Source organism: Gilliamella apicola, from assembly GCF_000599985.1.
Lineage (GTDB): Bacteria > Pseudomonadota > Gammaproteobacteria > Enterobacterales > Orbaceae > Gilliamella > Gilliamella apicola.
In genome coordinates this window covers 1,054,014-1,078,614 of the sequence record NZ_CP007445.1, presented here as the reverse complement: position 1 = coordinate 1,078,614, position 24,601 = coordinate 1,054,014, and the positions used below count along the sequence as shown (strand labels likewise).

The 24,601-nt window shown below is 35.2% G+C and carries 18 protein-coding genes; 7 read left to right on the top strand and 11 right to left on the bottom strand.

What is annotated here, in order from left to right; genetic code table 11:
- Positions 1–70: 70 nt before the first annotated feature.
- From GAPWK_RS04890 to prfA, 5 genes are all read right to left on the bottom strand, one after another.
- Positions 71–2,749, bottom strand: a complete 2,679-nt coding sequence (locus GAPWK_RS04890; RefSeq protein ID WP_025315152.1) for a beta-N-acetylhexosaminidase — start codon at positions 2,747–2,749, stop codon at positions 71–73.
- 9 nt (positions 2,750–2,758) lie between these two features.
- On the bottom strand, positions 2,759–4,174 hold the full coding sequence (locus GAPWK_RS04885; RefSeq protein WP_051516235.1) for an OprD family outer membrane porin: 1,416 nt from the start codon (positions 4,172–4,174) through the stop codon (positions 2,759–2,761).
- A gap of 453 nt (positions 4,175–4,627) precedes the next feature.
- Positions 4,628–5,482 carry a 3-deoxy-8-phosphooctulonate synthase gene (gene kdsA, locus GAPWK_RS04880; RefSeq protein WP_025315150.1) on the bottom strand — a complete coding sequence of 285 codons (855 nt, stop codon included), beginning with the start codon at positions 5,480–5,482 and terminating at the stop codon, positions 4,628–4,630.
- An 18-nt stretch (positions 5,483–5,500) separates the two neighbouring features.
- The gene (prmC, locus tag GAPWK_RS04875; protein ID WP_025315149.1) at positions 5,501–6,337 is read right to left on the bottom strand and encodes a peptide chain release factor N(5)-glutamine methyltransferase; all 837 of its coding nucleotides are present in this window, start codon (positions 6,335–6,337) and stop codon (positions 5,501–5,503) included.
- A complete protein-coding gene (prfA, locus tag GAPWK_RS04870) occupies positions 6,334–7,419 on the bottom strand; it encodes a peptide chain release factor 1 (protein WP_025315148.1) in 1,086 nt (361 codons plus the stop codon). Before prfA ends, prmC begins: the two co-directional genes overlap by 4 nt.
- 345 nt (positions 7,420–7,764) lie before the next feature.
- Here prfA and GAPWK_RS04865 point away from each other — a divergent pair, with 345 nt between their 5' ends.
- From GAPWK_RS04865 to GAPWK_RS04855, 3 genes are all read left to right on the top strand, one after another.
- Positions 7,765–8,949, top strand: coding sequence for a carbohydrate porin (locus GAPWK_RS04865; RefSeq protein ID WP_025315147.1), 1,185 nt, complete (start codon positions 7,765–7,767; stop codon positions 8,947–8,949).
- 171 nt (positions 8,950–9,120) lie between these two features.
- Entirely contained in the window at positions 9,121–10,308 is a 1,188-nt protein-coding gene (gene manA / locus GAPWK_RS04860; RefSeq protein ID WP_025315146.1) for a mannose-6-phosphate isomerase, class I, read from the top strand.
- A gap of 627 nt (positions 10,309–10,935) precedes the next feature.
- On the top strand, positions 10,936–11,664 hold the full coding sequence (locus GAPWK_RS04855; protein WP_038517221.1) for a GntR family transcriptional regulator: 729 nt from the start codon (positions 10,936–10,938) through the stop codon (positions 11,662–11,664).
- Between the two features lie 100 nt (positions 11,665–11,764).
- Here the strand turns inward: GAPWK_RS04855 and deoC are convergent, their stop codons facing one another.
- The gene (deoC, locus tag GAPWK_RS04850) at positions 11,765–12,475 is read right to left on the bottom strand and encodes a deoxyribose-phosphate aldolase (protein ID WP_025315144.1); all 711 of its coding nucleotides are present in this window, start codon (positions 12,473–12,475) and stop codon (positions 11,765–11,767) included.
- Between the two features lie 191 nt (positions 12,476–12,666).
- Between deoC and GAPWK_RS04845 the strand changes: the two genes are divergently transcribed.
- Genes GAPWK_RS04845 through GAPWK_RS04830 form a run of 4 tightly spaced genes read left to right on the top strand, consistent with a single transcriptional unit; the run spans position 12,667 to position 15,310 of the window.
- The gene (locus GAPWK_RS04845) at positions 12,667–13,092 is read left to right on the top strand and encodes a PTS sugar transporter subunit IIA (RefSeq protein WP_025315143.1); all 426 of its coding nucleotides are present in this window, start codon (positions 12,667–12,669) and stop codon (positions 13,090–13,092) included.
- Positions 13,093–13,118: 26 nt separating this feature from the next.
- Positions 13,119–13,610, top strand: a complete 492-nt coding sequence (locus tag GAPWK_RS04840; protein WP_025315142.1) for a PTS system mannose/fructose/N-acetylgalactosamine-transporter subunit IIB — start codon at positions 13,119–13,121, stop codon at positions 13,608–13,610.
- A 24-nt stretch (positions 13,611–13,634) separates the two neighbouring features.
- Complete coding sequence (locus GAPWK_RS04835) at positions 13,635–14,468, top strand: PTS mannose/fructose/sorbose/N-acetylgalactosamine transporter subunit IIC (protein WP_025315141.1); 834 nt, start codon at positions 13,635–13,637, stop codon at positions 14,466–14,468.
- Between the two features lie 14 nt (positions 14,469–14,482).
- Positions 14,483–15,310, top strand: a complete 828-nt coding sequence (locus GAPWK_RS04830) for a PTS system mannose/fructose/sorbose family transporter subunit IID (protein ID WP_025315140.1) — start codon at positions 14,483–14,485, stop codon at positions 15,308–15,310.
- Between the two features lie 379 nt (positions 15,311–15,689).
- On the opposite strand, the gene GAPWK_RS04825 is transcribed toward GAPWK_RS04830, so the two are convergent.
- From GAPWK_RS04825 to GAPWK_RS14095, 5 genes are read right to left on the bottom strand one after another with little or no spacing between them, the layout of a single operon-like run.
- On the bottom strand, positions 15,690–16,943 hold the full coding sequence (locus tag GAPWK_RS04825) for a type VI immunity family protein (RefSeq protein WP_025315139.1): 1,254 nt from the start codon (positions 16,941–16,943) through the stop codon (positions 15,690–15,692).
- An 18-nt stretch (positions 16,944–16,961) separates the two neighbouring features.
- Complete coding sequence (locus GAPWK_RS04820) at positions 16,962–18,215, bottom strand: type VI immunity family protein (protein WP_025315138.1); 1,254 nt, start codon at positions 18,213–18,215, stop codon at positions 16,962–16,964.
- A gap of 18 nt (positions 18,216–18,233) precedes the next feature.
- A complete protein-coding gene (locus tag GAPWK_RS04815; RefSeq protein WP_025315137.1) occupies positions 18,234–19,487 on the bottom strand; it encodes a type VI immunity family protein in 1,254 nt (417 codons plus the stop codon).
- A 34-nt stretch (positions 19,488–19,521) separates the two neighbouring features.
- Positions 19,522–21,099, bottom strand: coding sequence for a hypothetical protein (locus tag GAPWK_RS04810; RefSeq protein WP_025315136.1), 1,578 nt, complete (start codon positions 21,097–21,099; stop codon positions 19,522–19,524).
- An 11-nt stretch (positions 21,100–21,110) separates the two neighbouring features.
- Positions 21,111–24,146, bottom strand: a complete 3,036-nt coding sequence (locus tag GAPWK_RS14095) for a DUF2345 domain-containing protein (RefSeq protein ID WP_080692429.1) — start codon at positions 24,144–24,146, stop codon at positions 21,111–21,113.
- Positions 24,147–24,601: the final 455 nt, after the last annotated feature.

Here is a 24,601-nt window from a genome sequence, read left to right as displayed (position 1 = left end):
ATAAACTACTTATTTTTTAGTTTTATTCTTATCCGTTAAATAACGGATAAGAATAGTGATTAAGATTAATTTATTTCACAATTTCAATGCGACTAGTCCTTTGTTTATTTGGCGAAACACTACGAATAAAGACATTTTCTCCTTTCTTAATGGCAGTAGGTCCTTGGTAACGTTGCCACTGATTACCTTTATCAATTGAATATTCAATACTTAAACCAGGAAAAACAATATTCGCTATCAATTTACCATTTTCAATCTTCGCACCTGGAACTGGTAGACGATAGTTAATTGAGGCAGCATCTAATTTAGCTAATTCACGTTGACCGATCAAATTGGCAAATTGATTCCAATCGTTGAAAAGTTTTTGCTGATCAACATAATGGGTTTCACCTTGTTGGAATTGGCGATCTTTTTGATAATTTGTCTCCCAATCAGCTTTATGCCATGCACGCTCTGCAACACTGAGTAATCGAGGGTAAGCCATGTAGGCCATTTTATTGTCTGTACGTATATTTTCAGTCCAGATTTGAGCGGATAATCCGTATGCACCTGGCCAATCCATTGTACCTTTAGCAGTAAAGACATCACCGTTACGATCAAACGATGTTTCTGCATTTTGTGGTAAGTTATCAGGTGCAAAACTGAATATTTTGCGTTCATCATTGAAACGAGCAGCCCAATAGTAACCACTTTCTTTTGGATTAACTTCGTAAGGCATATCTAAATAGACATAATCAGGGTTAGACACTATAACTTTATAGCCTTTATTGGCAAATTCATTTACTGAATCATACCCACCCCAATACAAATTATCCCAGAAGTTGACAATCACTTCATCGGTGGCGAAGGATTTGGCATTGGTTGCGAATTTTACGCCATCTTGCCAGACTTGCATGCGATTAATTCCATTGTTTTTAATGATTTTACTTACTTCTACAGCAAAATAACTTGGTAAATGTTCAATGTTTTTAACAACGCCTTTTTGAACAAAGGTTTGGCACGCTTGTGATTTTGCCCATGGATGATCTTCAATACTTTGATCGATTAAACCTTTACCCGCCTCTTTCTGAGCCACATTGATATCTTGGTAGCCATTACCAAAATGAATATTTTTCGCTTCATCACCACCAAAATGCCAAGTTGAAATTGGTTGTTTAGCTTCAGCATGCATTTTGGCTATTTCACTAATGACTTTATTTACAAATTTTTTCGAAGAATCTAAACATGGGTTAAGATAACTTTGTCGATTGTAAAATTGTACAGTTGTAGTATTTGATGTATCGGTTGGATCGACTAGTCGATATTCATTAGCTTGTTGTTCTTGACCGCTATTCATTAGACGTTGATATCTAACTTCCATTGACATAATAGCCGCTCTGGCGTGTGCAGGCATATCTATTTCTGGAATGACCTCAATAAATCGAGCATTTGCATACTTCACTATTTCAATATAGTCATTGCGAGTAAAGTATCCACTGCCACTATTGTTGCTATATGGACCGGATCCAAGTTGTGGTAATAAGCATTTTGTCTCACTCAAATCATGACAGCGTTTACTACCAAAATCGGTCAGTTCAGGTAAATCTGGAATTTCAATTCGCCAACCTTCATCGTCACTTAAATGGAAATGAAATTTATTCATTTTATATTTTGACATCATATCAAGTAACTGTAGTACCGCTTCTTTACTTTTAAAGTTTCGACCAGTATCTAACATCATTCCACGATATTCAAATCGAGGCGCATCCTCGGCTGAAAGTGTAGGTATAACTTGAGGTTTTTTAGCATCTATGACTGATAAAATTGATTCTACACCATAAAAAATCCCACTTTCATCAAAGGCTACAATGGTTGCCCCTTGAGGTGTTATATCTAATTTATAACTACCTTTTACACCTTTTTCAAATGCATTTTTATCAATTGAAGCGTTAATGTTAAAGCCCTTACTACTCACAGCAATCTTTAATTCTGTAAAATGCTTTTCTAATACAGATTTGCTCTCAAGTGATAAGTTATTAAGCACTAAATTAACACCATTTTCATTTAGAGTAATCGTCTCTTTACCAACAGTAAGTTTGGATGGAGTGGGTAAAATCTGTCCTTTTAACAACTCGCCATTAATCTCTTGTATATCTTTATTACGTTGATAACGATTTTCAGGCGTCATTAAAATATTATGATCATTAGGAGATATTTTCCATTGTTCGCCTAATGGTTTAACAAATGCAGAGAGATTATCAGAATCGGTATCAGTATTAGCAATCACTTTTGGTTCAGCTTTTGACGAGGTGACATACCATCTAGGCATAACATCACTTTCACTGATTTGCCAATATTCACCAATGATCGGAATGGTAACAACGGCATTGGCAGGAATATTTTTAAATTTTTCAGTAGGTTCAAGTTTGTGTAGATCACCAGTGACATGGGTAATTTTAAATTGATCATTATTGACTGCTAAAATCATTCGAATATTATGGAAATAGATTGCCCAATCATTGCTAGTAATCGCAGGTCCAGTATTTTTAAGAGTTAAGGTTACTTTATTACATGACGCCCAATCTGCACCTAATGCTGCACAATCTACCCCATGATTAGCAGCATCATTATCCACAATTTGATAATTTAGGTGTAATTGTGAACTCATGGTATCAACAACTTTTTGTGAAGCGCTAACAGATTGTACGGTTCCCATACTTAATAATGTTGCTATTGATGTAGCAATAATAGCTGATTTAAACTTTTTCATGACGATTACCTATTTTTGTTTAGCATTGAAAACGGTGAAAGGGACAATAACAATAAATTTGATATCACGTTCATCTTGGAAAATATTGCCGTATCCACCTCCCCAGCTTGGGATATTGGTATGATTGTTATATTTGGTAAAATGAAGTTGTAAAGAGGTATCTTTTATCCAACCATTTTGTACGGTATAGCCTAAATCAAAGTTATAAGCTGACTCAACTAAACGTTTTTTCTGATTAAATTGTTTGTTTGTGCTTGGTTTTGCATCCCAACCATAAGCATAAGAAGCACCTGTTCTCCACCCTGTTAAGTAATTGGATAAATCTCCTAAATCATAAGTAATTTCTGCAAATAGCGCTTTTTCACCATTGGCATTAAAGTCAGAACGAGAATTCCACCAGATATCTAATCGACCATTTGAAGAAGCATAATCAGGCGTCATACGCTGTAAAAAGAAACCTTGTTCTCCTTCTGCTTTAACAACGACCCCTTCAAGTCGTAAACCAACAGGTCCCATTTGATAACCTAAGGTAGCGGCCTGCAACCATGCTAAGCCATCATAAACATTTTTACCTTTGTGAGACTGATCTTTAGCACCATAAAATTGATAACTCATAGTAAGTGGATTATTAAATACATCCGTTTTATACGATGCTTTACCAAAAAATTGGTTCATATAATTTTGTGCTTGGCCAAAAGCACTTTCAATTACCAAATTATTTTTAAAATCATATTTCAAACCAGCAGAATGGAGGTAATCAATCTTTTTCCCTTTTCCCCATTGTTTAAATTCATAAAGTCGTTTATACCATGGAGCTTTGTATTTATCTGTCCACATATAAGACATGGATAACGCACCTGCATCATCGAAATCAAGCAAAGTGCCAAACTCCACGCCTCGATAAGTACCTGGTAATAAACTCCAATGTGGAGCTAGTAATGTTTGACCTGAAGGTTGGATATAACCTGCTCTGAGCCAAAATTTATCATCAAGTTTAAAATTAACTAGCGCTTTATAAAAACTTAGTCCACTGACATCTTTTTTCCAATCTTCTTCCCATCGGGTATTGGTACCGCTAAAGCCGATTTCATTAGGATGTCCATTGCCACCGTTACTCACTTCCCAAGCGCCATAACCACCTAATTCAATCGCAAAACGATCTGCAATATAACCAGATTTGAAATCTAAATTTGTGTTAAATGATGAGTGCCTAAGGTTCTTTTCATATTTATGTTCATCGATATTTTTTCTTTCACGATCACGATTCCAGAAAAACACATTGCCAGTGAGTGACGAATCATCTACAAAATTACTTTCATAAGCAGCATAAACGGGTGTAACACTGGTTAACACTGTCAATGAAAGGATGAGTTTTGTCAAACAACTCAAAGAACGAGGAATGTTTAGTGTATTGTAATAGTTCATAATTTATTTCCTTAAAACGATTCCGTTTGGTTTAAATAGTAATTCTTCGTTAGAAGTCCTCGTTATTTAGCTCAAAATTGAATCCATTTTCATTTTAAAAATTTCCATTAACATTTTTAAAAAGCTTAGATAAAGTAAAAAGTAAGCTAAATGTCTATTTTTATAATGCATAAACATATTTTAGTTAGCAAATTAAATAATCTAAATTCGTGATCCTAGTCACTAAAAAGATCTAATTTTCAATGATTTTAGCTGAAAAAAAGCTTACTTTTTTTATTTTGAAAAATAATAATATTTTGAAATAAAATAAGTTAAGTGAAAAATTTATACTATTATGATGGGATAAATTAGCAACACAATTTTTGTTAAGGGTTTGTTAGAATTAAAGTCAAAAAAAAAGAAATGCCTAGCATTTCTCTTATCATTAAGGTTGAATTTGATTATAGAATTAGATTAATTTTCAGTATTAATTTCTTCGAAACTTTTTACTAATTCATCAATCGCTTTCATCTGTTTTAAGAAAGGTTCAAGTTTAGCTAATGGCAATGCTGATGGACCATCACATTTTGCGTGACTTGGATCAGGGTGAGATTCTAAAAATAATCCTGCTATGCCTACCGCCATACCTGAACGAGCCAGTTCGGTTACTTGACCACGTCGACCACCCGATGCTGCGCCCATAGGGTCACGACATTGAAGAGCGTGCGTAACATCAAAAATTACAGGTGATCCTTTACTGGCTTTTTTCATAATATTAAAACCAAGCATATCAACAACCAAATTGTCATAACCAAAGCAACTACCGCGATCACAAAGAATAATTTTATTGTTACCTGCTTCTTCGAATTTTTCCACAATGTTACCCATTTGACTAGGACTGATAAATTGTGGTTTTTTAACATTAATCACTGCACCTGTTTTTGCCATAGCAACAACTAGATCCGTTTGTCTGGCTAAAAAGGCGGGTAATTGAATTACATCAACAACATCAGCGACTGGTTGACATTGCTCTTCAGTGTGAACATCAGTAATGATTTTTATACCAAACTGCTGTTTAAGTTCTTGAAAAATTTTTAGTCCTTCTTCTAAACCAAGTCCTCGAAACGAGTGGATGGATGAGCGATTGGCTTTGTCAAAAGATGCTTTGAAAATATAAGGGATATTTAGTTTATCAGTTACAGTAATGTAATGTTCGCAAATTTTCATTGCCAAATCACGCGATTCAAGAACGTTCATACCACCAAATAACACAAATGGCAGATCATTGGCTACGGTAATATCACCAACGTTTACTCTTTTTTGATTCATCATAAAAAATTATCCTTATTAAGGTTTAAACCAGCGACCAAGTGTAACCCTATCATTGCCACTGTAGTCGGTAAAAGTTTCAACTAATTGAAATCCGTGTTGTTTAAAAATAGTCTGTACCGCTTCCCCTTGTTTCCAGCCATGTTCAATGAGTAGCCAGCCATATTGAATTAGATGTTTCGTTGCACCTTGAACAATCAATTTAATATCAGCTAAACCTTCATCTTCAGAAACCAAGGCGCTTTTTGGTTCAAATCGAACATCGCCTTGCGATAAATGAATATCAGTGGGTTCAATATAAGGAGGATTACTGGTTATCATTGAAAATTTACGGTTTTTTATTGGCTTATACCAATCGCCACTTAAAAAATAGACATTGTTAACGCCAATCTGGTTAGCATTTTTCTGAGCTAAATTCAAAGCGTCATTATTTTTTTCAACGCCAGTAAATAAGCAATCTGGGCGTTCGGTTGCCATAGCAATGGCTATGGCGCCAGTACCAGTACCAAGATCTAAAACTTCACACGGAACTTTAGGTAAATAGTCTAAACCAAGCTCAACTAATTTTTCAGTATCTGGTCTTGGAATTAATGTCGCATTTGACACATTAAACTTCAAAGACCAGAATTCTTTTTCACCAGTAATATAAGCGATAGGTTCACCCGCTTGACGACGTTTCAAATGTTTGTCTAAGGCAATTAGCTCATCATCGGTTAATTTGGTTTCACTAAATGCCATTAAAAATGTGCGTGTTTTATGTGTGACAAAACTTAATAAAATTTCGGCATCACGCTTAGGGCTTTCACTATCAGTAAGTGTTTGTGAAGCGCCCTTAAGCCATTCTAAATATGTCATTCATCTTGTTCCGATAAAGCTGCAAGTTGGTCTGCTTGATATTCTTGTACAATTGGATCGATTAACATGTCTAGCTTACCTTCCATTACTTCGTCTAAGCGATAGATTGTTAGGTTAATTCGATGATCGGTCACTCGCCCTTGTGGGTAATTATAGGTTCTGATTCTATCGGAGCGATCACCTGAGCCTAAAAGATTACGCCGAGTTGATGCTTCTTCTTGTTGACGTTTACGTGTTTCAGCATCCTGAATACGAGCAGCCAATACAGACATTGCTTTAGCTTTATTTTTATGTTGTGAGCGTTCATCTTGGCACTCAACAACAATTCCTGTTGGCAAGTGAGTAATACGAATAGCAGAATCGGTAGTATTAACGTGCTGACCACCCGCACCTGATGATCGATAGGTATCGATTTTTAAATCTGCAGGATTGATTTCAGGCATTTCCGCTTCAGGGATTTCTGGTAGAACAGCAACAGTACACGCAGAAGTATGAATACGACCTTGAGACTCAGTTTCGGGTACGCGTTGAACGCGATGACCACCCGATTCAAATTTTAAGTTACCATAAACGCCATCGCCACTAATTAGCATGATCACTTCTTTATAACCACCATGCTCACCCTCATTTGAGCTCATTATTTCAACTCGCCAACGGCGTGATTCAGCATAACGGGTATACATTCTAGCTAAGTCACCAGCAAAAATTGCTGCTTCATCACCACCAGTTCCTGCACGAACTTCGACAAAACAGTTATAGTCGTCATTTGGATCTTTTGGTAATAATAATACCTGTAACTGCCTTTCTTGTTCTTCAACTTGTCCTAATGCTTCATTAAGCTCTTCTTGAGCCATTTCACTCATTTCTGGATCGGAAAGCATCATTTTAGCCGTTTCAATATTTTCTTGAGTTTGTTTCCAGCTAGCAAAACACTTCACTACTCCACCTAATTGTGCATATTCTTTAGAAAGTGTGCGAAAACGATTTTGATCGGCGATTACCGAAGGGTCAGATAACAATGCTTGAACTTCTTCATAGCGTTCTTGCAATGTTTCTAACTTACTGATAATTGAAGATTTCATAAATATATAACTTTAACTTAAATTAATTGGATATGGTCAACATTATATACTTAATCACTAGTAAAATATAGCTTCGGCTCATCTGCATATTGCTTGAACATTTTTGTTAACCACAAAATTAAGAATTCACGATAAATTAAAATTAAAAATGTTACACATGTCACATAAATAGATTTTTGAAGTTTAAAAAAAATCAATCAACCTATAACATCATAAATGTAAACGATATCATTTATTATTTTTTAAATATTTATGCAAAAAACATCTAGCTTTATTTTCAAATAAAATGTTATCGAATACATCAAAAAATACAGTAAATAATATAAATGGATGAGGGCTAGTTTTATGAAAAAAATAGTTATATTCAGTTTATTAGGGTTAAGTTCAATGGCTAATGCTGCAATTGAGTGGGATACTCCACAAGGAAAACTTAAACTCTATGGTGATGTTGAAATAAATGTTGATGCCGCGAGCAGTAAGCAACAACTGAGTTCATTAAAAGAGAGTGCAGAGAAAAAAAATAAACCTGCTGATAAAGATCGTTGGGATATTAACGGTCGAATTTTGATAGGTTTAGATGGTTATCGCGAAATAAATGATCACAATTTTGCTGGTTTTGTGGTACAACCACTGGCTGATTTAGGTGGTGATATGAATTTAGATGATGCTGCATTTTATTTTGGACAAAAACAAGAATGGAGCATTAAAGTTGGGCGTTACGAAGCCTATGATATGTTTCCTCTTGGTCAAGATACTTTTATTGAATATTCAGGCAATACGGCTAATGATATCTATGAAGATGGTTTTGGCTATATTTATATGATGAAAGAAGGTCGTGGACGCAGTAAGAATGGTGGTAGTATCCAATTAAATAAACCTTTTTTAAATAATTTCAATTTTGAAATCAATGCGTTAGTCAATAACGGCGAAAAAATGTTTAATAAATCGACCTATCACGGTTATGACATAGAGAAAAAGAAAAACGTCGTTTATGTTCGTCCAGTATTATCTTGGAAAAATGATAGTTTCTCAACTGCTATCGCGGCTGAAACCAATGTGGTAAAAAACGCTTATGGTTATTACGACAATAATGGTAAATTCCGCGATCAATCACAGCGAACTGGTTATGGTGCAACTTTTTCTTGGAACAGTGAAGGTGATTGGAGTGCTGAAAACAAAGGACTTAAAATTAATACCAGTTTTGCTTATATGAGTGCTAAAGATGAAAATGACATGACCATCGGTACAGATATCATCTGGGAAAAAGTCGGACTAGGCTACTACTATGCAAACAATAATATTAAAAAGTTTAATCCAGAGAATAAAATCAAAGATGGGCATATTAATAGCAAAGGTAAATATAAAATTCATACAGTTAATGCCTCTTATTTGATTGATAATGTATTGGATATGGATAATTTTAACATCTATTTAGGTGCTTATTGGTCATTATTAGATAGAAATAAATCTCATGGTGATAATAGTGATGATAGATATGGTGCACGTATAAGATTTAAATATTTTTATTAATTGCCAGTAATGAAAAGCAGCAGTGACATAACTTCTAAAACAGACCAATTTATTGTAATATATTGGTTTGTTTATAGGTTATTCATTTGTGATTGCCAGGAGTATGGTAGCCTATAACTTATCAAGGATAAAATAGCATGCACAGAACTGAAAAATTAGAGGATTAAATTTATGCACCAAACCATATGGAAACTTGAAAATACGGTCAAAAACTACGATTGGGGAAGCATTGATGATATTCCTAAATTGTTTGCTATCAAAAATCCAACCCAAAAACCCATTGCAGAAATCTGGATGGGTGCTCATCCAATGGGCTGTTCATTAGCTATTGATAACAACCATAAAAAAATCAGACTTGATGATCTTATTAAAAAACATCCTTTAGAAACGTTAGGTGCTAAAATTTATCGACAATATTCTGCGCTTCCCTATTTATTTAAAGTGTTATCAGCGAACAAAGCATTATCGATACAAGTACACCCAACCAAGTTTAATGCCGAACAAGGGTTTGCAAAAGAAAATCAATTAGGTATTGCTTTAGATGATCCTAAGCGCAATTATAAAGATCCTAACCACAAACCTGAATTGATTTATGCTCTAACGCCATTCAAAGCCATGCGCTCTTTTCGCCCTATTATTGAAATTTTGGAGCTGTTTAAAAAAATAAATGTTACGGCATTAAACAATGAACTTGATCAATTGCAAATTAATGCTAATGAACAACAATTAAAACTGTTTTTTCAGGCATTGTTAACTCTAGCTCCAGAAAGAAAAGAGCAAGCGATTAACCAATTGTTAACTAATATTGAACCGTTTTCTAACGAACCCTATTTAACGATTAAAACACTTGCTAAGGATTACCCAAATGATATTGGGGTATTTATGCCATTAATCTTAAATGTTATTGAACTGCAACCAACTCAAGCCATGTTTTTATCAGCTCAAACACCGCATGCTTATTTAAGTGGTACTGGACTTGAAGTAATGGCAAGTTCGGATAACGTATTACGTGCAGGTTTAACTAATAAGCATTTAGATGTCGATGAATTATTGAAAAACACCAAGTTTAATAGTCTTAATTTAAATGAGTTATTAACTTCGCCTATTATTCATCAAAATAAAATTGATTTTCCTGTTCCAGTTGATGATTTTAAATTTGAAATTATTGAAAGTGATAATCAAGCAAGAGATGAAAAGGTAACCAGTCCGCAGATACTATTTTGCATTGAGGGCAATATCACTTTAACATCAAAATCTGCAACACTGACACTCATTAAAGGTGAATCAGCTTTTGTCGCCTATAATGCAAAAAGTTATTGTTATCAAGGTCAAGGCGTATTAGCAAAAGTTTCAAATTAAAAGATATATTTCTTTTTTATACTCAAACGTATAGTTAATCTGAAACTTTTTGACAAATTTAGCGACTTAATTATCATTAAATCGTGTCATAAATTATCATGATTCAAAAAGTTTCAGATTTTGTTGCTTATGATATTTAACGCATTAGCTATCCAATCTTGAGTGTGTTAACTAACGTGTCTAATCAATAAATCGATTCTCTTTTTATACTTAAACGTATAGTTAATCTGAAACTTTTTGACAGATTTAGCGATTTTATTATCGTTAAATAGTGTCACGAATTATCATTATTCAAAAAGTTTCAGATTTTGTTGCTTATGACATTTAATGCTTTAGCCATCCAATCTTGAGTGTGTTAACTAACGTGTCTAATCAATAAATCGATTCTCTTTTTATACTTAAACGTATAGTTAATCTGAAACTTTTTGACAGAATTATCGACTTTATAATCGTTAATTAGTGTCACGGACTTTTCGTATTAGCCAAGAATAATGCTCCATTAGCATCATCAAACAATCTTTTATTACTCTTTTTCAACAATAAACGGAAGATAATTATGATAATAATTTTACATAATAAAATCTTTCGACTAATATGTAGCAACATAACAAATAATTGACTATCATCATGAATCATATTAATAAAATGCCACGTCATTTGACTATTCAACAAGATCTATTAAAAAAAATACAGTCAGGTGTTTATCCACAAGGGCAGTTAATACCGAAAGAATGTGAACTTACTGAAATCTATCAAGTCAGTAGACCAACAGTACGTCAAGCAATTCAGCAATTAGTTAATGATGGTTACCTTGAACGTCGAAAACGTCGAGGCACGATTGTTAAACAACAGAAGATCAGTCAAGAATTCACCCACATTATTGAAAGTTATGATTCCGAGATGAATCGGAAAGGACTTCATCCTAAAACTAAAGTACTTACATTTAAGCTGGATAAAGCTAATGCTGATATTGCCAATAATTTACAGATAAATGAGTATGAAGATGTCTACAAGCTCGTTCGTCTGCGCTATGCAGAAAGTAAGCCCGTGGTATTGGTTACAACTTATTTGCCCGCCAAACTTTTACCTAATTTCATCAATAATGATTTTACTCAGGAAAAACTGTATTCAGTATTACAAAAGATGGACTTTCCTATTTTACAGATTCGTCGCAAACTTGAAGTATTAAAAGCCGACGAAACCACAAGTGATCTATTGGATATAGAAGCAGGCGATCCGATTTTTTATTTCCATTCCATTGCTTTTACTAACGACCGGCTCCCCATTGAGTACTCAATTTCCAAATACCGTGGTGATATTAACTCTTTTGTATTTGAACTAAATCATGCAAGTTAAATTACATTTAAAAAATTAATGCGAAAAAAATTATCCTCGCAATTTAGTTGTTCGCGAGGATAATAGACATCTAAAAGATAGTATTTAAATAAATTGATGATTAAAGTTCGATAGTATCTTTATTACTTGCGGCTAACTCTTGTTTTAGCTCATCAATAATAGCTATTCCTGAACTAGTACCAATTCGTTGTGCACCTGCTGCAACCATTTTTTTGAAAGTATCGGCGCTACGTATTCCGCCAGCAGCTTTAACTTTAACTGCATCACCTACCTGATTTTTCATTAATTTAACATCCTCGACAGTAGCGCCTGAAGTGCCAAATCCAGTAGAAGTTTTTATAAAATCAGGTTTAACCTTAACCGCAATTTTGCACAGTGAGATCTTTTCTTCATCGGTTAAATAACAGTTTTCAAAAATAACTTTCGATACCACATTATGTTGTCGACAAATTTTAACTATTTGCGCCATTTCATCTTCAATATATTGTAAATTACCAGCTTTTAACTCGGAAATATTAATTACATAATCAATTTCGGTTGCACCATTTTCAATAGCATTTTGAGTTTCAAAACATTTCGAAGCAATGGTGGTTTGCCCTAAAGGAAAAGCGATGGCTGCTCCAATATCTACACCCGTTCCTTTCAATAACTGTGCACAAAGATGTGACTGAACCTGGTTGATTGCCACCATTTTAAAATGATAGTTTTTTGCTTCCTGACATAATTTTTCCATCATGGCTGTGGTCGCATCAGGTTTTAAGTTTGTGTGATCAATAAGTTGGCTTAACTGTATCAAAGAATATTTATTCATAATTCCACCTTGTTATTTATATATGTAAATACATATATTAAAAATAATGATAATAATGTCAATAACAATAACCCTTAAAATGTGATAAACATCTCATATCACAAAAAATAACACATAATTTATTTGTTATAAAAAATTCAATATGTAAATATATATTTAATAAAAGTAGTTTTAAGGGAGGGTAAAGAATAATGAAAATAGTGATCACTTCACATGGAGACTTATGTGAAGGCATTTTAATAAGCTATGCAATGATTGCTGGGGATACATCACATTTTACGGTAGTAAAACTTGATGAAAAAGGGATTAGTGACTTTTCAGTAAGACTAAATAACGTTCTAGATAGTTTACTAACATCAAATGAGTTTGTCATTGTGTTAAGTGACATTATGGGGGGAACGCCCTATAACGAAACATTTCGTTACCTGCTCGCTAACCCTGATAAAAAAGTATTTTTAATCTCAGGATTAAATTTACCGATGTTGATTCAAGCAGGTACCGCATCTGAAGATGAATCAGATATACACGCATTACTTGATTCAATTTTGCAAGCAGGTCAAGACGCTATTTCACTTGCACCAACAGCTACAATCAATAATGACGATTTGGATTTTTAAAAGTTAAATGATAGGAGTAAATAGTTATGGCAATCACATTAACCAGAGTGGATGATCGGGTGATTCATGGTCAAATAATGACACGTTGGACAAAAGTAAGGCCTGTCGATGGCATCTTAGTTGTTGGCGATAATATTGCCGCTGATGACTTACGAAAACGAGTACTAAAAGCAGCTGCTGGCAACTTAAAAATAGGCATTTATACCGTTGCTCAAGGAGTAGAAAAAATCCAGCAAGGCATGGAATCAGCTAAAAATTTCTTTTTAATAAGTGATTCACCTCAAACGTTTGAAAAACTTCTTAAAGCTGGAGCAAAACTTAATCCAGTACTTAATATCGGTTGTATGAATACCAGACCAGATACCAAAGTTTTAGGGCGAACGGTTGCCATTGATGATAAAGACTATCAAGCTTTTGATTATATCGAAAGTCAAGGTATCACCATTGAATTTCAGTTGCTACCCGATGATGAACCGAAAAGCTGGTCAGTTATGAAGAAAAAATATGACACCTTATAGTTTTCAATAATTGAGGAAAACATCATGGAAACACTATTTATCCCAGCCTTGCTTACAGGTATATTCTGTTACTTAGGCGCGATTGAATCACCTTGGTTATTTGGTATGTCAGGAGGATTTTATGTTGTCGGCCGTCCTTTGGTTGCAGGTCTTTTAGTTGGTTTAGCCTTTAACGACATTCAAGCGGGTGTTGCTTGTGGTTTAGCCGTTCAAGCTGTTTTTATTGCCAACTTATCAACAGGTGGCGCAACCAATAGTGAAATTACTTATGCGGCTTATGGCGGTATTGGTCTAGCATTAGCAACGACTAAAGAGCCTGCGGTAGCTGTGACCTTGTCAGTATTTTTAGGGCAAACATTTGGTTTAATCTTCTATAATACGCGAATGGCGGTCTATTCATTTTGGAATAATAGAGCACAACAAGCCGCTGAGCACAATGATACACGGGGTATCGTTCTTAATCATCTATTCTTTCCACAAATCACTACATTTTTATTAAGAGCAGTGCCAATATTTTTGGCGATCTTTTACGGTTCAGGTTTAGTTGATTGGTTATTAAATCATGTACCAGAAGTAATAACAAAAATCATCTCAGTATTAGGCGGTGTATTACCTGCATTAGGTATTGCAATGCTAATGAATATTGTCATTAAATCAAAAATTCAGCTTATCTTTTTCTTTGCAGGTTTTGTTCTGTTAGCGTTCGCTGGATTAAGTATGGTTGCGTTAGTGTTTATTTCCGCTTTAGTTGCCTATTTATACTATATGGCAATCAATAAACCCGCTACATTAGCAATCAAAGAATCGAATAATTCGACCTCAAATTCTGATGTATTTGAAGATGATGATCTATTTTGATAGGAGAATTAACAATGGATAAAGCAATTAATAACCAATCAAAATTGACTAAAAAAGAGTTACGTCAAATTTGGTATCGATGGGGTTTTACACATCTATCTTCAATGAGCTATGAAAAATTACAAGCTCACGCTTGGGCGTTTTCTTATATTCCGTTTGCCGAAAAATATTACAAACATGATCCCGAAGCAAAACGCCGTTTATTAACCAGACATTCAATGTTTTATAATACCGAACCGCAAACGGGACAAATCATCAATGGTATTGTCGCCTCAATGGAAGAAGAGATAGCTTTAGGACACAACGTTCCTGAAGAATTACCGGTTAATATCAAAGCAACATTAATGGGGCCATTAGCGGGAATTGGTGATTCATTAATTCAAGGCATCATTGTTCCTATTTTGTTATCCATCGCGATGGGTATGGCAGCAGGAGGAAATGCTATAGGTCCAATCTTCTATATTTTATCGTATGGTATTTTAGGACCATTGATTTCTTACATTAGTTTCCATTACGGTTATAAACTTGGTGTAAATGCCATTGATAATATTATTGGTGATAATGTAAAACGAATTACAGATGCCTTTAATGTTCTTGGTATTATGGTGGTAGGAGGACTTGCCGCAGGGAATATTGTGCTTAATTCAGAGCTTGAAATTCCGATGGGTGAAAGTATGCGTTCATTACAAAGTGTACTGGATGGTATATTCCCTAAAATTCTACCATTAACTATGGTATTACTGGCTTGGTGGCTAGTGTCAGCCAAACAAATGAGCGCGACCAAAGTCATTTTGATCCTAACAGCCATTACTTCAGTGGGTGTCGTGATTGGTATATTTTAGTTCAATTAATTTCAAATTGAGAGATTAATAACCGCTTTAATTACAACATCTTTTATAAATTAAGGGAATTACGACTGATTCCCTTAACTATTTCTGATTATATAAAAAATGTGTGAAAAAACGTTAGTAATCATTTTGATCGTTCATAATTGAATCGCTCAAAGCATTATAGGGATATTTAAGAAAGAATGAACTATTGGATAACTGTTTCTCAACCTTAGGGATATACTAAGGAAAGAAACTAACGCTTTAAACAACAAGGGTTAGTTAATGACACCAAGATCTATCTTCAATTTCTTTCTAGATTTTATAAAAGTCTTTTATACTCATAGGTTGTATCTCTTTTAATTTAGTATCTCCTTAACTGCTCTGTTTTGGGTTAATTACGATAGACATTTCCACCATCTTCCCGACGTAATAGTTGCCAAGTTACATCGTTATAGACTTGTTGCGTTTCACTATCAATAAATGGCTCAACTTTATGGCCTTGGATTAACTCACGATATTCAATCTTGCCATTGATCTGGGCAGAATAAACACCCGTATGTGGGCATAATTGACCGGTTTGAATGCTAATCCGAACCTTTGAATCCATATTAATAACTTTCGCTGATTGCGGCTCATGGCTTACGGTTATATCCGTTGCTTCTACATCATCAAACCGACATTGCCACTCTTTTGAGGTTCGATTATTAAAACGAATTTCACCGTTTATTGAACCAAAACCTAGTGAGGCAATTTCTGGCGCTCGTGCGGGTTTTAATAATGCATTAACATTGACATAGTGCTTAGGATAAGGGTTGCTTGCTACATCACCGAGCTCAGGCACTTCTCCTGCCCGAACAACCACACCGCCTGCGTATGGATAAAAACGGATCTGGTTATCACTATTACGCTCTTTTAACGCCTCAAGACTGCCTAATTTATCGGTTATAAGTTGGTCACTTAGTATGGTTAACCAGTTGATACATTTAAAACCCTCTCTAAAGTTCTTATCGGCTTCAACATTAGAAATATCTAAACCCAAAAACTGATGCGCCAGTTCATATTCTAAATATTGATAATCATAATACTCATGACTATGCTGAATGCCTAATCCAAAAAATCCATTCATTGGCTGTAATATTTCGCAGATTTGTTGATTTAACGCTATTAATTGCTCTACACCAAACTCTTTAAGTTCGGATATAGGTAAATAGAGTTGAACATAACTTATATACTGATGTAATTTTTCATGCCACTCTGGTTCTGAAAAGGTTTCGATAAAATATTCTGGAACAAATTCCATATTATCAACGTTACTCCAATAAAAATTCAACACATCTAATGCATAATTATTAATTAGATCTTGCTTTTTATCTATACTGAATTTTTGATAAGGATGCAGTTGATTGGGGTTTCCATCAAAAAAACCAAACTTTAGTTTATCACCCCAATATTTATCATATAGTGCCAAAACCTGACCGATTGCTTGGCGCTTTTCGGGTAGATAACCTTGGTCTAAATAATAACACCCTACCAAACCTGTTTTTATTGCATCTTCAATATTATTGGGATCTAAATAATGACCATAGGTAAATCTGTTATAGTTTTCTTGATATTCATCTAATAACTTTTGTAATTTATTTTTCATTCACTGCTCTATTTTGGGTTAATTACGATAGACATTTCCACCATCTTCCCGGCGTAACAGTTGCCAAGTTACATCGTTATAGACTTGATGCGTTTCACTATCAATAAATGGCTCAACTTTATGACCTTGAGTTAACTCCCGATACTCAATCTTGCCATTGATCTGGGCAGAATAAACTCCCGTATGTGGGCATAATTGACCAGTTTGTATGCTAATTCGAACCTTTGAATCCATATTAATAATCTGCGCTGATTGTGGCTCATGACTTACTGTAATATCCGTTGCTTCGACATCATCAAACCGACATTGCCACTCTTTTGAAGTTCGTTTGTTAAATCGAATTTCACCGTTTATTGAACCCAAACCTAGTGAAAGAATTTCTGGTGCTCGTGCGGGTTTTAATAATGCATTTACATTAACATAGTGCTTAGGATAGGGGTTGCTTGCTACATCACCCAGCTCAGGCACTTCACCTGCCCGAACAACCACACCGCCAGCGTAAGGATAAAAACGGATCTCGTTATCACTATTACGCTCTTTTAACGCCTCAAGACTGCCTAATTTATCGGCTATAAGTTGGTCACTTAGTATGGTTAACCAGTTAATACATTTAAAACCTTCTCTAAGGTGCTCATCACCTTCAACATTAGAAATATCTAAACCCAAAAACTGATGTGCCAGTTCATACTCTAGATATTGATAATCGTAATACTCATGACTATGCTGGATACCTAATCCAAAAAATCCATGCATTGGTTGTAATATTTCGCTTATCTGTTGATTTAACGCTATTAATTGCTCTACACCAAACTCTTTAAGTTCGGATATAGGTAAATAGAGTTGAACATAAGTTACGTCTGGATATAATTTTTCATACCATTCTGGTTCTGAAAAAGTTTTAATTAGATATTCTGGAACAAATTCTAAATTATCAACATTACTCCAATAAAAATTCAATACATCTAATGCATAATTATTAATAAGATCTTGTTTTTTATCTATACTGAATTTTTGATAAGGATGCAGTTGGTTAGAATTTCCATCAAAAAAACCAAACTTTAGCTTATCACCCCAATATTTATCATATAGTGCCAAAACCTGACCGATTGCTTGGCGCTTTTCGGGTAGATAACCTTGGTCTAAATAATAACACCCTACCAAGCCTGTTTTTATTGCATCTTCAATATTATTGGGATCTAAATAATGACCATAGGTAAATCTGTTATAGTTTTCCTGATATTCATCTAATAACTTTTGTAATTTATTTTTCATTCACTGCTCTGTATTGGGTTAATTTCGATAGACATTTCCACCATCTTCCCGACGTAACAGTTGCCAAGTTACATCGTTATAGACTTGTTGCGTTTCACTATCAATAAATGGCTCAACTTTATGACCTTGAGTTAACTCCCGATACTCAATCTTGCCATTGATCTGGGCAGAATAAACGCCCGTATGTGGGCATAATTGACCGGTTTGTATGCTAATTCGAACCTTTGAATCCATATTAATAACTTTCGCTGATTGTGGCTCATGACTTACTGTATTATCCGTTGCTTCTACATCATCAAACCGACATTGCCACTCTTTTGATGTTCGATTATTAAAACGAATTTCACCGTTTATTGAACCAAAACCTAATGAGCCAAGCTTTGGTGCTCGTGCGGGTTTTAATAAAGCATTAACATTAACATAGTGCTTAGGATAGGGGTTGCTTGCTACATCACCGAGTTCAGGAACCTCACCTGCCCGAACAACCACGCCTCCTGAGTAAGGATAAAACCGGATCTCGTTATCATTATTATGCTCTTTTAACGCCTCAAGACTGCCTAATTTATCGGTTATAAGTTGGTCACTTAGTATGGTTAACCAGTTGATACATTTAAAACCTTCCCTAAAGTCCTTATCGGCTTCAACATTAGAAATATCCAATCCCAAAAACTGATGAGCCAGTTCATACTCTAAATATTGATAATCGTAATACTCATGACTATGCTGGATACCTAATCCAAAAAATCCATGCATTGGCTGTAATATTTCGCTGATTTGTTGATTTAACGCTATTAATTGCTCTACGCCAAACTCTTTAAGTTCGGATATAGGTAAATAGAGTTGAACATAACTTATATACTGATGTAATTTTTCATGCCACTCTGGTTCCGAAAAAGTTTTAATTAGGTATTCGGGAACAAATTCTAAATTATCAACATTACTCCAATAAAAATTCAATACATCTAATGCATAATTATTAATAAGATCTTGCTTTTTATCTATACTGAATTGTTGATAAGGATGCAGTTGGTTAGAATCTCCATCAAAAAAACCAAACTTTAGTTTATTGCCCCAATATTTATCATATAGTGCCAAAACCTGACCTATTGCTTGGCGCTTTTCAGGTAGATACCCCTGGTCTAAGTAATAACACCCTACCAAACCTGTTTTTATGGCATCTTCAATATTATTGGGATCTAAATAATGACCATAGGTAAATCTGTTATAGTTTTCTTGATATTCATCTAATAACTTTTGTAATTTATCTTGCATGGTATATCCTATAATTAATTGTGCCTAGTGGTTATCAATTGCTTTCAAAATCTGTTGGTTCATCGCCGGGAGTAAAATAGTAATAAAACTGTTGTCGATATGGATAGTAATGAATTTTATAATTGTTTTTATCCAACCGAAATCTGTCTTTATTTTGCTTAGCTTCGGCAGAATCATCGATATATCCTATTGTTGTGTTTATTTTATCAAACTTTAAATTCTGCTGATAACGATAATCAATTTCAATAAGGCGATCATCTTCATATTTAAGCTTTTCTTGCTCATTAAATTCTGGATAATAGGTAAGCTGCCCATTGCGCTCTAATACATAATTATTAGTCATTCCCTGCTCGGCTGCTAATGGCAAAGATGCTGCTCCAACGGTTGCTACTGTGGCTTTTGTTATTGGGGTAAATTCTATGACTTTAGCGCCACTACGAACCACTGTTGTTGTAGTTGCTATTTCGGTAACGGAGGTTCCAGTGACTAAAGCACCAACCATTGCGGACATGCTTGCAATGCCAACTGAAGCTAATGGATAGTGAACAATCATCTCATGCCGTTGTTCATAACGTTGCCAAGCTTCTGCATATCTTTTTTGGTTGGAATCATCAATTGCTACTAATTGTGGGCGGCTGTACTCAATCTCTTGTTGTTTAACCCATTTAATAATATGCTTGTATATAGCATCATATTCAAGCTGCATGCGCTGTTCAATGGTAAGTACTGATCTGGGATTGGCCATAGCGGTTTCGCCAATAGTTTGATAAAGTGGATCGTCTTTAGCATTGGCAAGCATCTCTTCTTCTTTATCTTTGCGGTTACGAAATTGACATTGCTTTAATGTCATTAAACGCAATTTATTACGATTGCCTCCTGCTATTATTAAATAATCCATATACTGCTTCTCCTTAAGGCTATCTCCTGGAAATTTTATTTCAATAACAGTATTAATATTATCAGGATGATAACCTTTTTCACCGGTTAAAGTATGATCCTTTTTTTTAATTACGTCAGGAATTCTAATCATACCTCGCCCATTTGGAAACCGCTCATTTGCTTTCTCAGGATTGAGTGTTCGATATCCTTCTTCAATGTCATTATCACTACTTCTTTTTAGCGATAACTCGTTTTCAAGTGTTGTTTTATTAACCATAGAATCAACCACGTTAACGCCACCAAAATCAAATCGATAACCTCCTGTTGGGTCACCATATATATTTGCTTCGCGGTATTCACGATAGATCATTTGATATTTTGATACTGGCCAATAACTTGGTCGAGACGGTTCACTTTTACTCATTAATGGTGTAGGTGGTTCAGTGGTCATGTTGTATCCTACCTCACCGCAATAAGGGAATTGATACCCAAAACTTGCAGCATCTTGCCTAATCCACATGGTTACTTGTCGTTGATATCGTGGCGTATTATTTGTTTTACAAATATAGGGGGAATTTTTTGCTGCTTGCATTTTATTACATAAATAAAAAATATCGACAGGATTATCTACTAATAAAACTGTACCTAATGCGGATGCATCATCAAGAGTTGTGGCAGTAACACTCCCTGCGGATGTTGGTTTTGCTGATTTTTTATTACTCTTTCCATTCATTATTCTTTATCCTAACTATCATTAAAATTTAGTTTTACTCGCTTACCTGTTGCTATATGTCTTGCTTCGAACGTATTTTGTGATTTATTTTCAAGAGCCTCACCGACAATTGTTTCTGGATTCTCAGTAAATATTCGTCGGGTATGCCCTTTTGCATCTGTGATACCACTAACAATTTGTCCATTAATTTCAATTTGATAAGAATGGAAAGGTAAAGGCTTGCCAGTTTCATGATCCGTTAGAATAAAAAATTCGCTATATCCATTGACATAAGGTAAGCTAAGATAAGGAGTCGGTATTGAAGCCGGCCCCATTTTTTGCATGGCATTACTTTTTATATAAACATTATCAGCCGTGCCCAGTTCAATCCCTGCACTGCTAATTTTGATGTATGAACCTCCGCACATTAACGTCAGCTCTTCATTTGCGGTAACCGTCAGTTCACCATCTACACTGTCTATTTTAATATCTTGTTTAGCGGTCATATTCAGGTTGGCATTTTGTGCCTGCATCTCAACATCACCTTGGTTGGCAAAGACTTTCATTCCTGATTTATGGGCAAATAGACCGATGGATTCACCGGATGAGACGGTTATATTTTTTAACGCATTGATGTCAGTTTGGTTTTCACTGGTCACCGATACACTATTTGACGTTGATAGTTGGATATTTTCCGGACTGGTTAAAGCAATGCCCTCTTGTGCATAAGCAAGAATACCACTTTGGGCTAACTGGGTTAATGTTGTTTTAAGTTGTTCTTGACTGTCGGTATCCGCACCATGAGCTTCAGAGGCAGTTGCTGCATTTTGTAAGGCTTTGGCAATTGATAACGCATTTTCAAGCTGAGTAATGGCAGCTTGCATATCAAGCTGTTTACCCTGCGCTTTAGGTTCGGTCTGACTGGTCAGATATAAGCCTTTATTGGCAGCAATCGCTCCCCACTCATCGGTGCGCAGTTCAAACCCTTCACCTCGCTGGGTTTTGTTTTGGTCAACTAAATGCCCAATGTTAAGCTGGGTTTTACCATATTCGGTCGCTAACTTGATGTGCTCTTGTCCGCGTTTATCATCCATCCGTAACTTATTATTCGCCGGTGTGCGAATTACATTACGATGTTTGTTTATGGTGGTCACATGGTCAGGGTGTTGACTGTCATGCATCGCATGTGCGATATAAGGTCGGTCCGGATTACCGTTAGTAAACGCAACTGCAACTTCTGTGCCGTCAATCAGTGGAAAGTGAAAACCATAGGTACTGCCGGCATACGGTTTAGCCAGTCTTAACCATAAGCTCTCTTCACCGTTTCGCCACTCTTTTAAGTCAAAGTTAAATTTAACCCGATAGCGCCCTTGTGTATCAATATAACCATAGGTGTCATTATCCGGACTGGTTACCCGTGCCGGTAAGGTGCCATCAATGGTTGGGAAAGGGATAGGCTCCGGGCGGTAAGGTTTTAATGGCTGGTAAGGAATAGCGGTAAAAGTCAGTTCATAAGCATCACTGCGGTTTCCCTGACCTTGCACCGTTAATATCATTATGCCTTCATCTATTCCGGCAATCATGCTACCTTTGATGCGGATATGTTGACCCGGAGCTAAATTGGCCTGATTACTTTTACCTCGGATAAGGATTTGACGGCTAATTGCTCGCTCATGGCGAATGCGTGCATACCATTCACCACTTTCAACACCATTACTCGTGTTAGCTTGATTACGGTCAATATCACTGCTGTTGTTATTGCTATTGCTATTGCTACCGTTAGTGTTATCGCTATCATTGTCGATGTCATTACTATTGCCGTTACTGTCTTGACTATCGTCGGTATCGATACCACCACTGTTTTCATCATCATCGTCATCATGATTATTTGTGTCACTATCAATATCGTCATCATTATTACTGTTGTGATTATTTATATCATTGTTATTGGCATTACTACCATTACTATTTAATCCTTTATAGTGCTCATCATAACGGTAATCGGTGCCATAAGTGGTGTTATCTTTCTGTTGGCTGTTAACTTCACCCAGTAAGTTCGCCTGCGCATCTCGGTAGTTATAATCCTGTACTGTTACCGAAGCTTCCACCATTTGACTGTGCAAGGTCATATCCCAGACACTTTCAACGCCGTTATCCAGTGTGCCACTTGGTTGTTTGTAGACAATATCAGCCACCTGCTGATAACCTTGTTCATAATCACTGATGACCATCACATCACAATTGTGTTCACCATGGGTTTCAAATCGGAAATAGACGCCCACATCAGCAAGCAGTCTTTGAATAAACTCAAGGTCACTCTCTTGCCACTGGGTGATAAATTCACGCTCAGGGTATTGCTCTTTAAGTGCTAAACGATAATCAATCCCTGTATAACCATGACCGCGCAATACCTCTTCAACCACACTGATAACGCTCTGATTTTGAAAAATAGCACAGTTATGACTTAATGCCAGTTTGGCTAATTGCGAGGACAAAACCACCTGATAACGGGCTTCGTCATTACTGACTGATAATTGACTGAACTGGGTTATCACACCATAAAGAGTACGGGAGCCACCTTGAGATAATAATGAGTTTAAGGAATTAAGAGGATTGAGTTGCGTTAAAGAGTTAAGTGAATCGAGTGGATTGGATTGTGTAAACTTATCTAACTGTTTTAATGGCTCGGACTGTTTTAATGCTTGTAAAGGATTAGCAGAGGTTAAAGAATTGAGCGCATCAAGTCCTTTCGTTGCAATATCACTTAAATTGTTAAAATTCGCCGAGTTAAAACTCAAACAGGCATTTTGATTAAGAAATGACTCGACAAGAAGATGTTTATTCGAGCTGGTAAAAGTAATCGTATAGTGCCAAGGCTGGTTAAGTTGCTCATTACCTTCAACCTGTAAGATTGAAATCTCAGCAGGCAACCCATCCATATTTAATGTATAGCGATTGTGACCCGCGCCATTAACCAAACCATTCTTTAAACCATGACTTAAACCATTGCCTAATTGATTCACCAGATTGGTTAATCCTTTATCCATGTTATCCTCGATATATTTCATGTATATAGCAAATACAACTTTGCTTTATTGAACTATGTTTATTGTTATTAATAATTATTTAGTGTTATTTTTTACTAATGATTTGATTATTTTAGAATTTATTATTATAGGTAAAACGATTTAATGAATTCACGTTAAAAAACAACCTAAAAAAGAGTATAAAAATACCCTATTTTGCGTATTTTGCAACCTTTTTTTGAAATTTTCTTTAACTTAAATTAGATAGATAACTTACTGATATCATTAATTAATTATCAAAATATAATTAAAATATATTGCTTAAGAATTATCAAAAAAGGATTAACAAAATTTTGCTTTATTAGGTTTTATATTGAATGTTTTGCTCAGAACTTTTATTAAAAGTTATATCTAAAAAATTCTTTTGACTGAAACATAGCTATAACCTCAAACTTTTTGACAAAATGACTGACTGTACAACGATAAAAATTATTTTT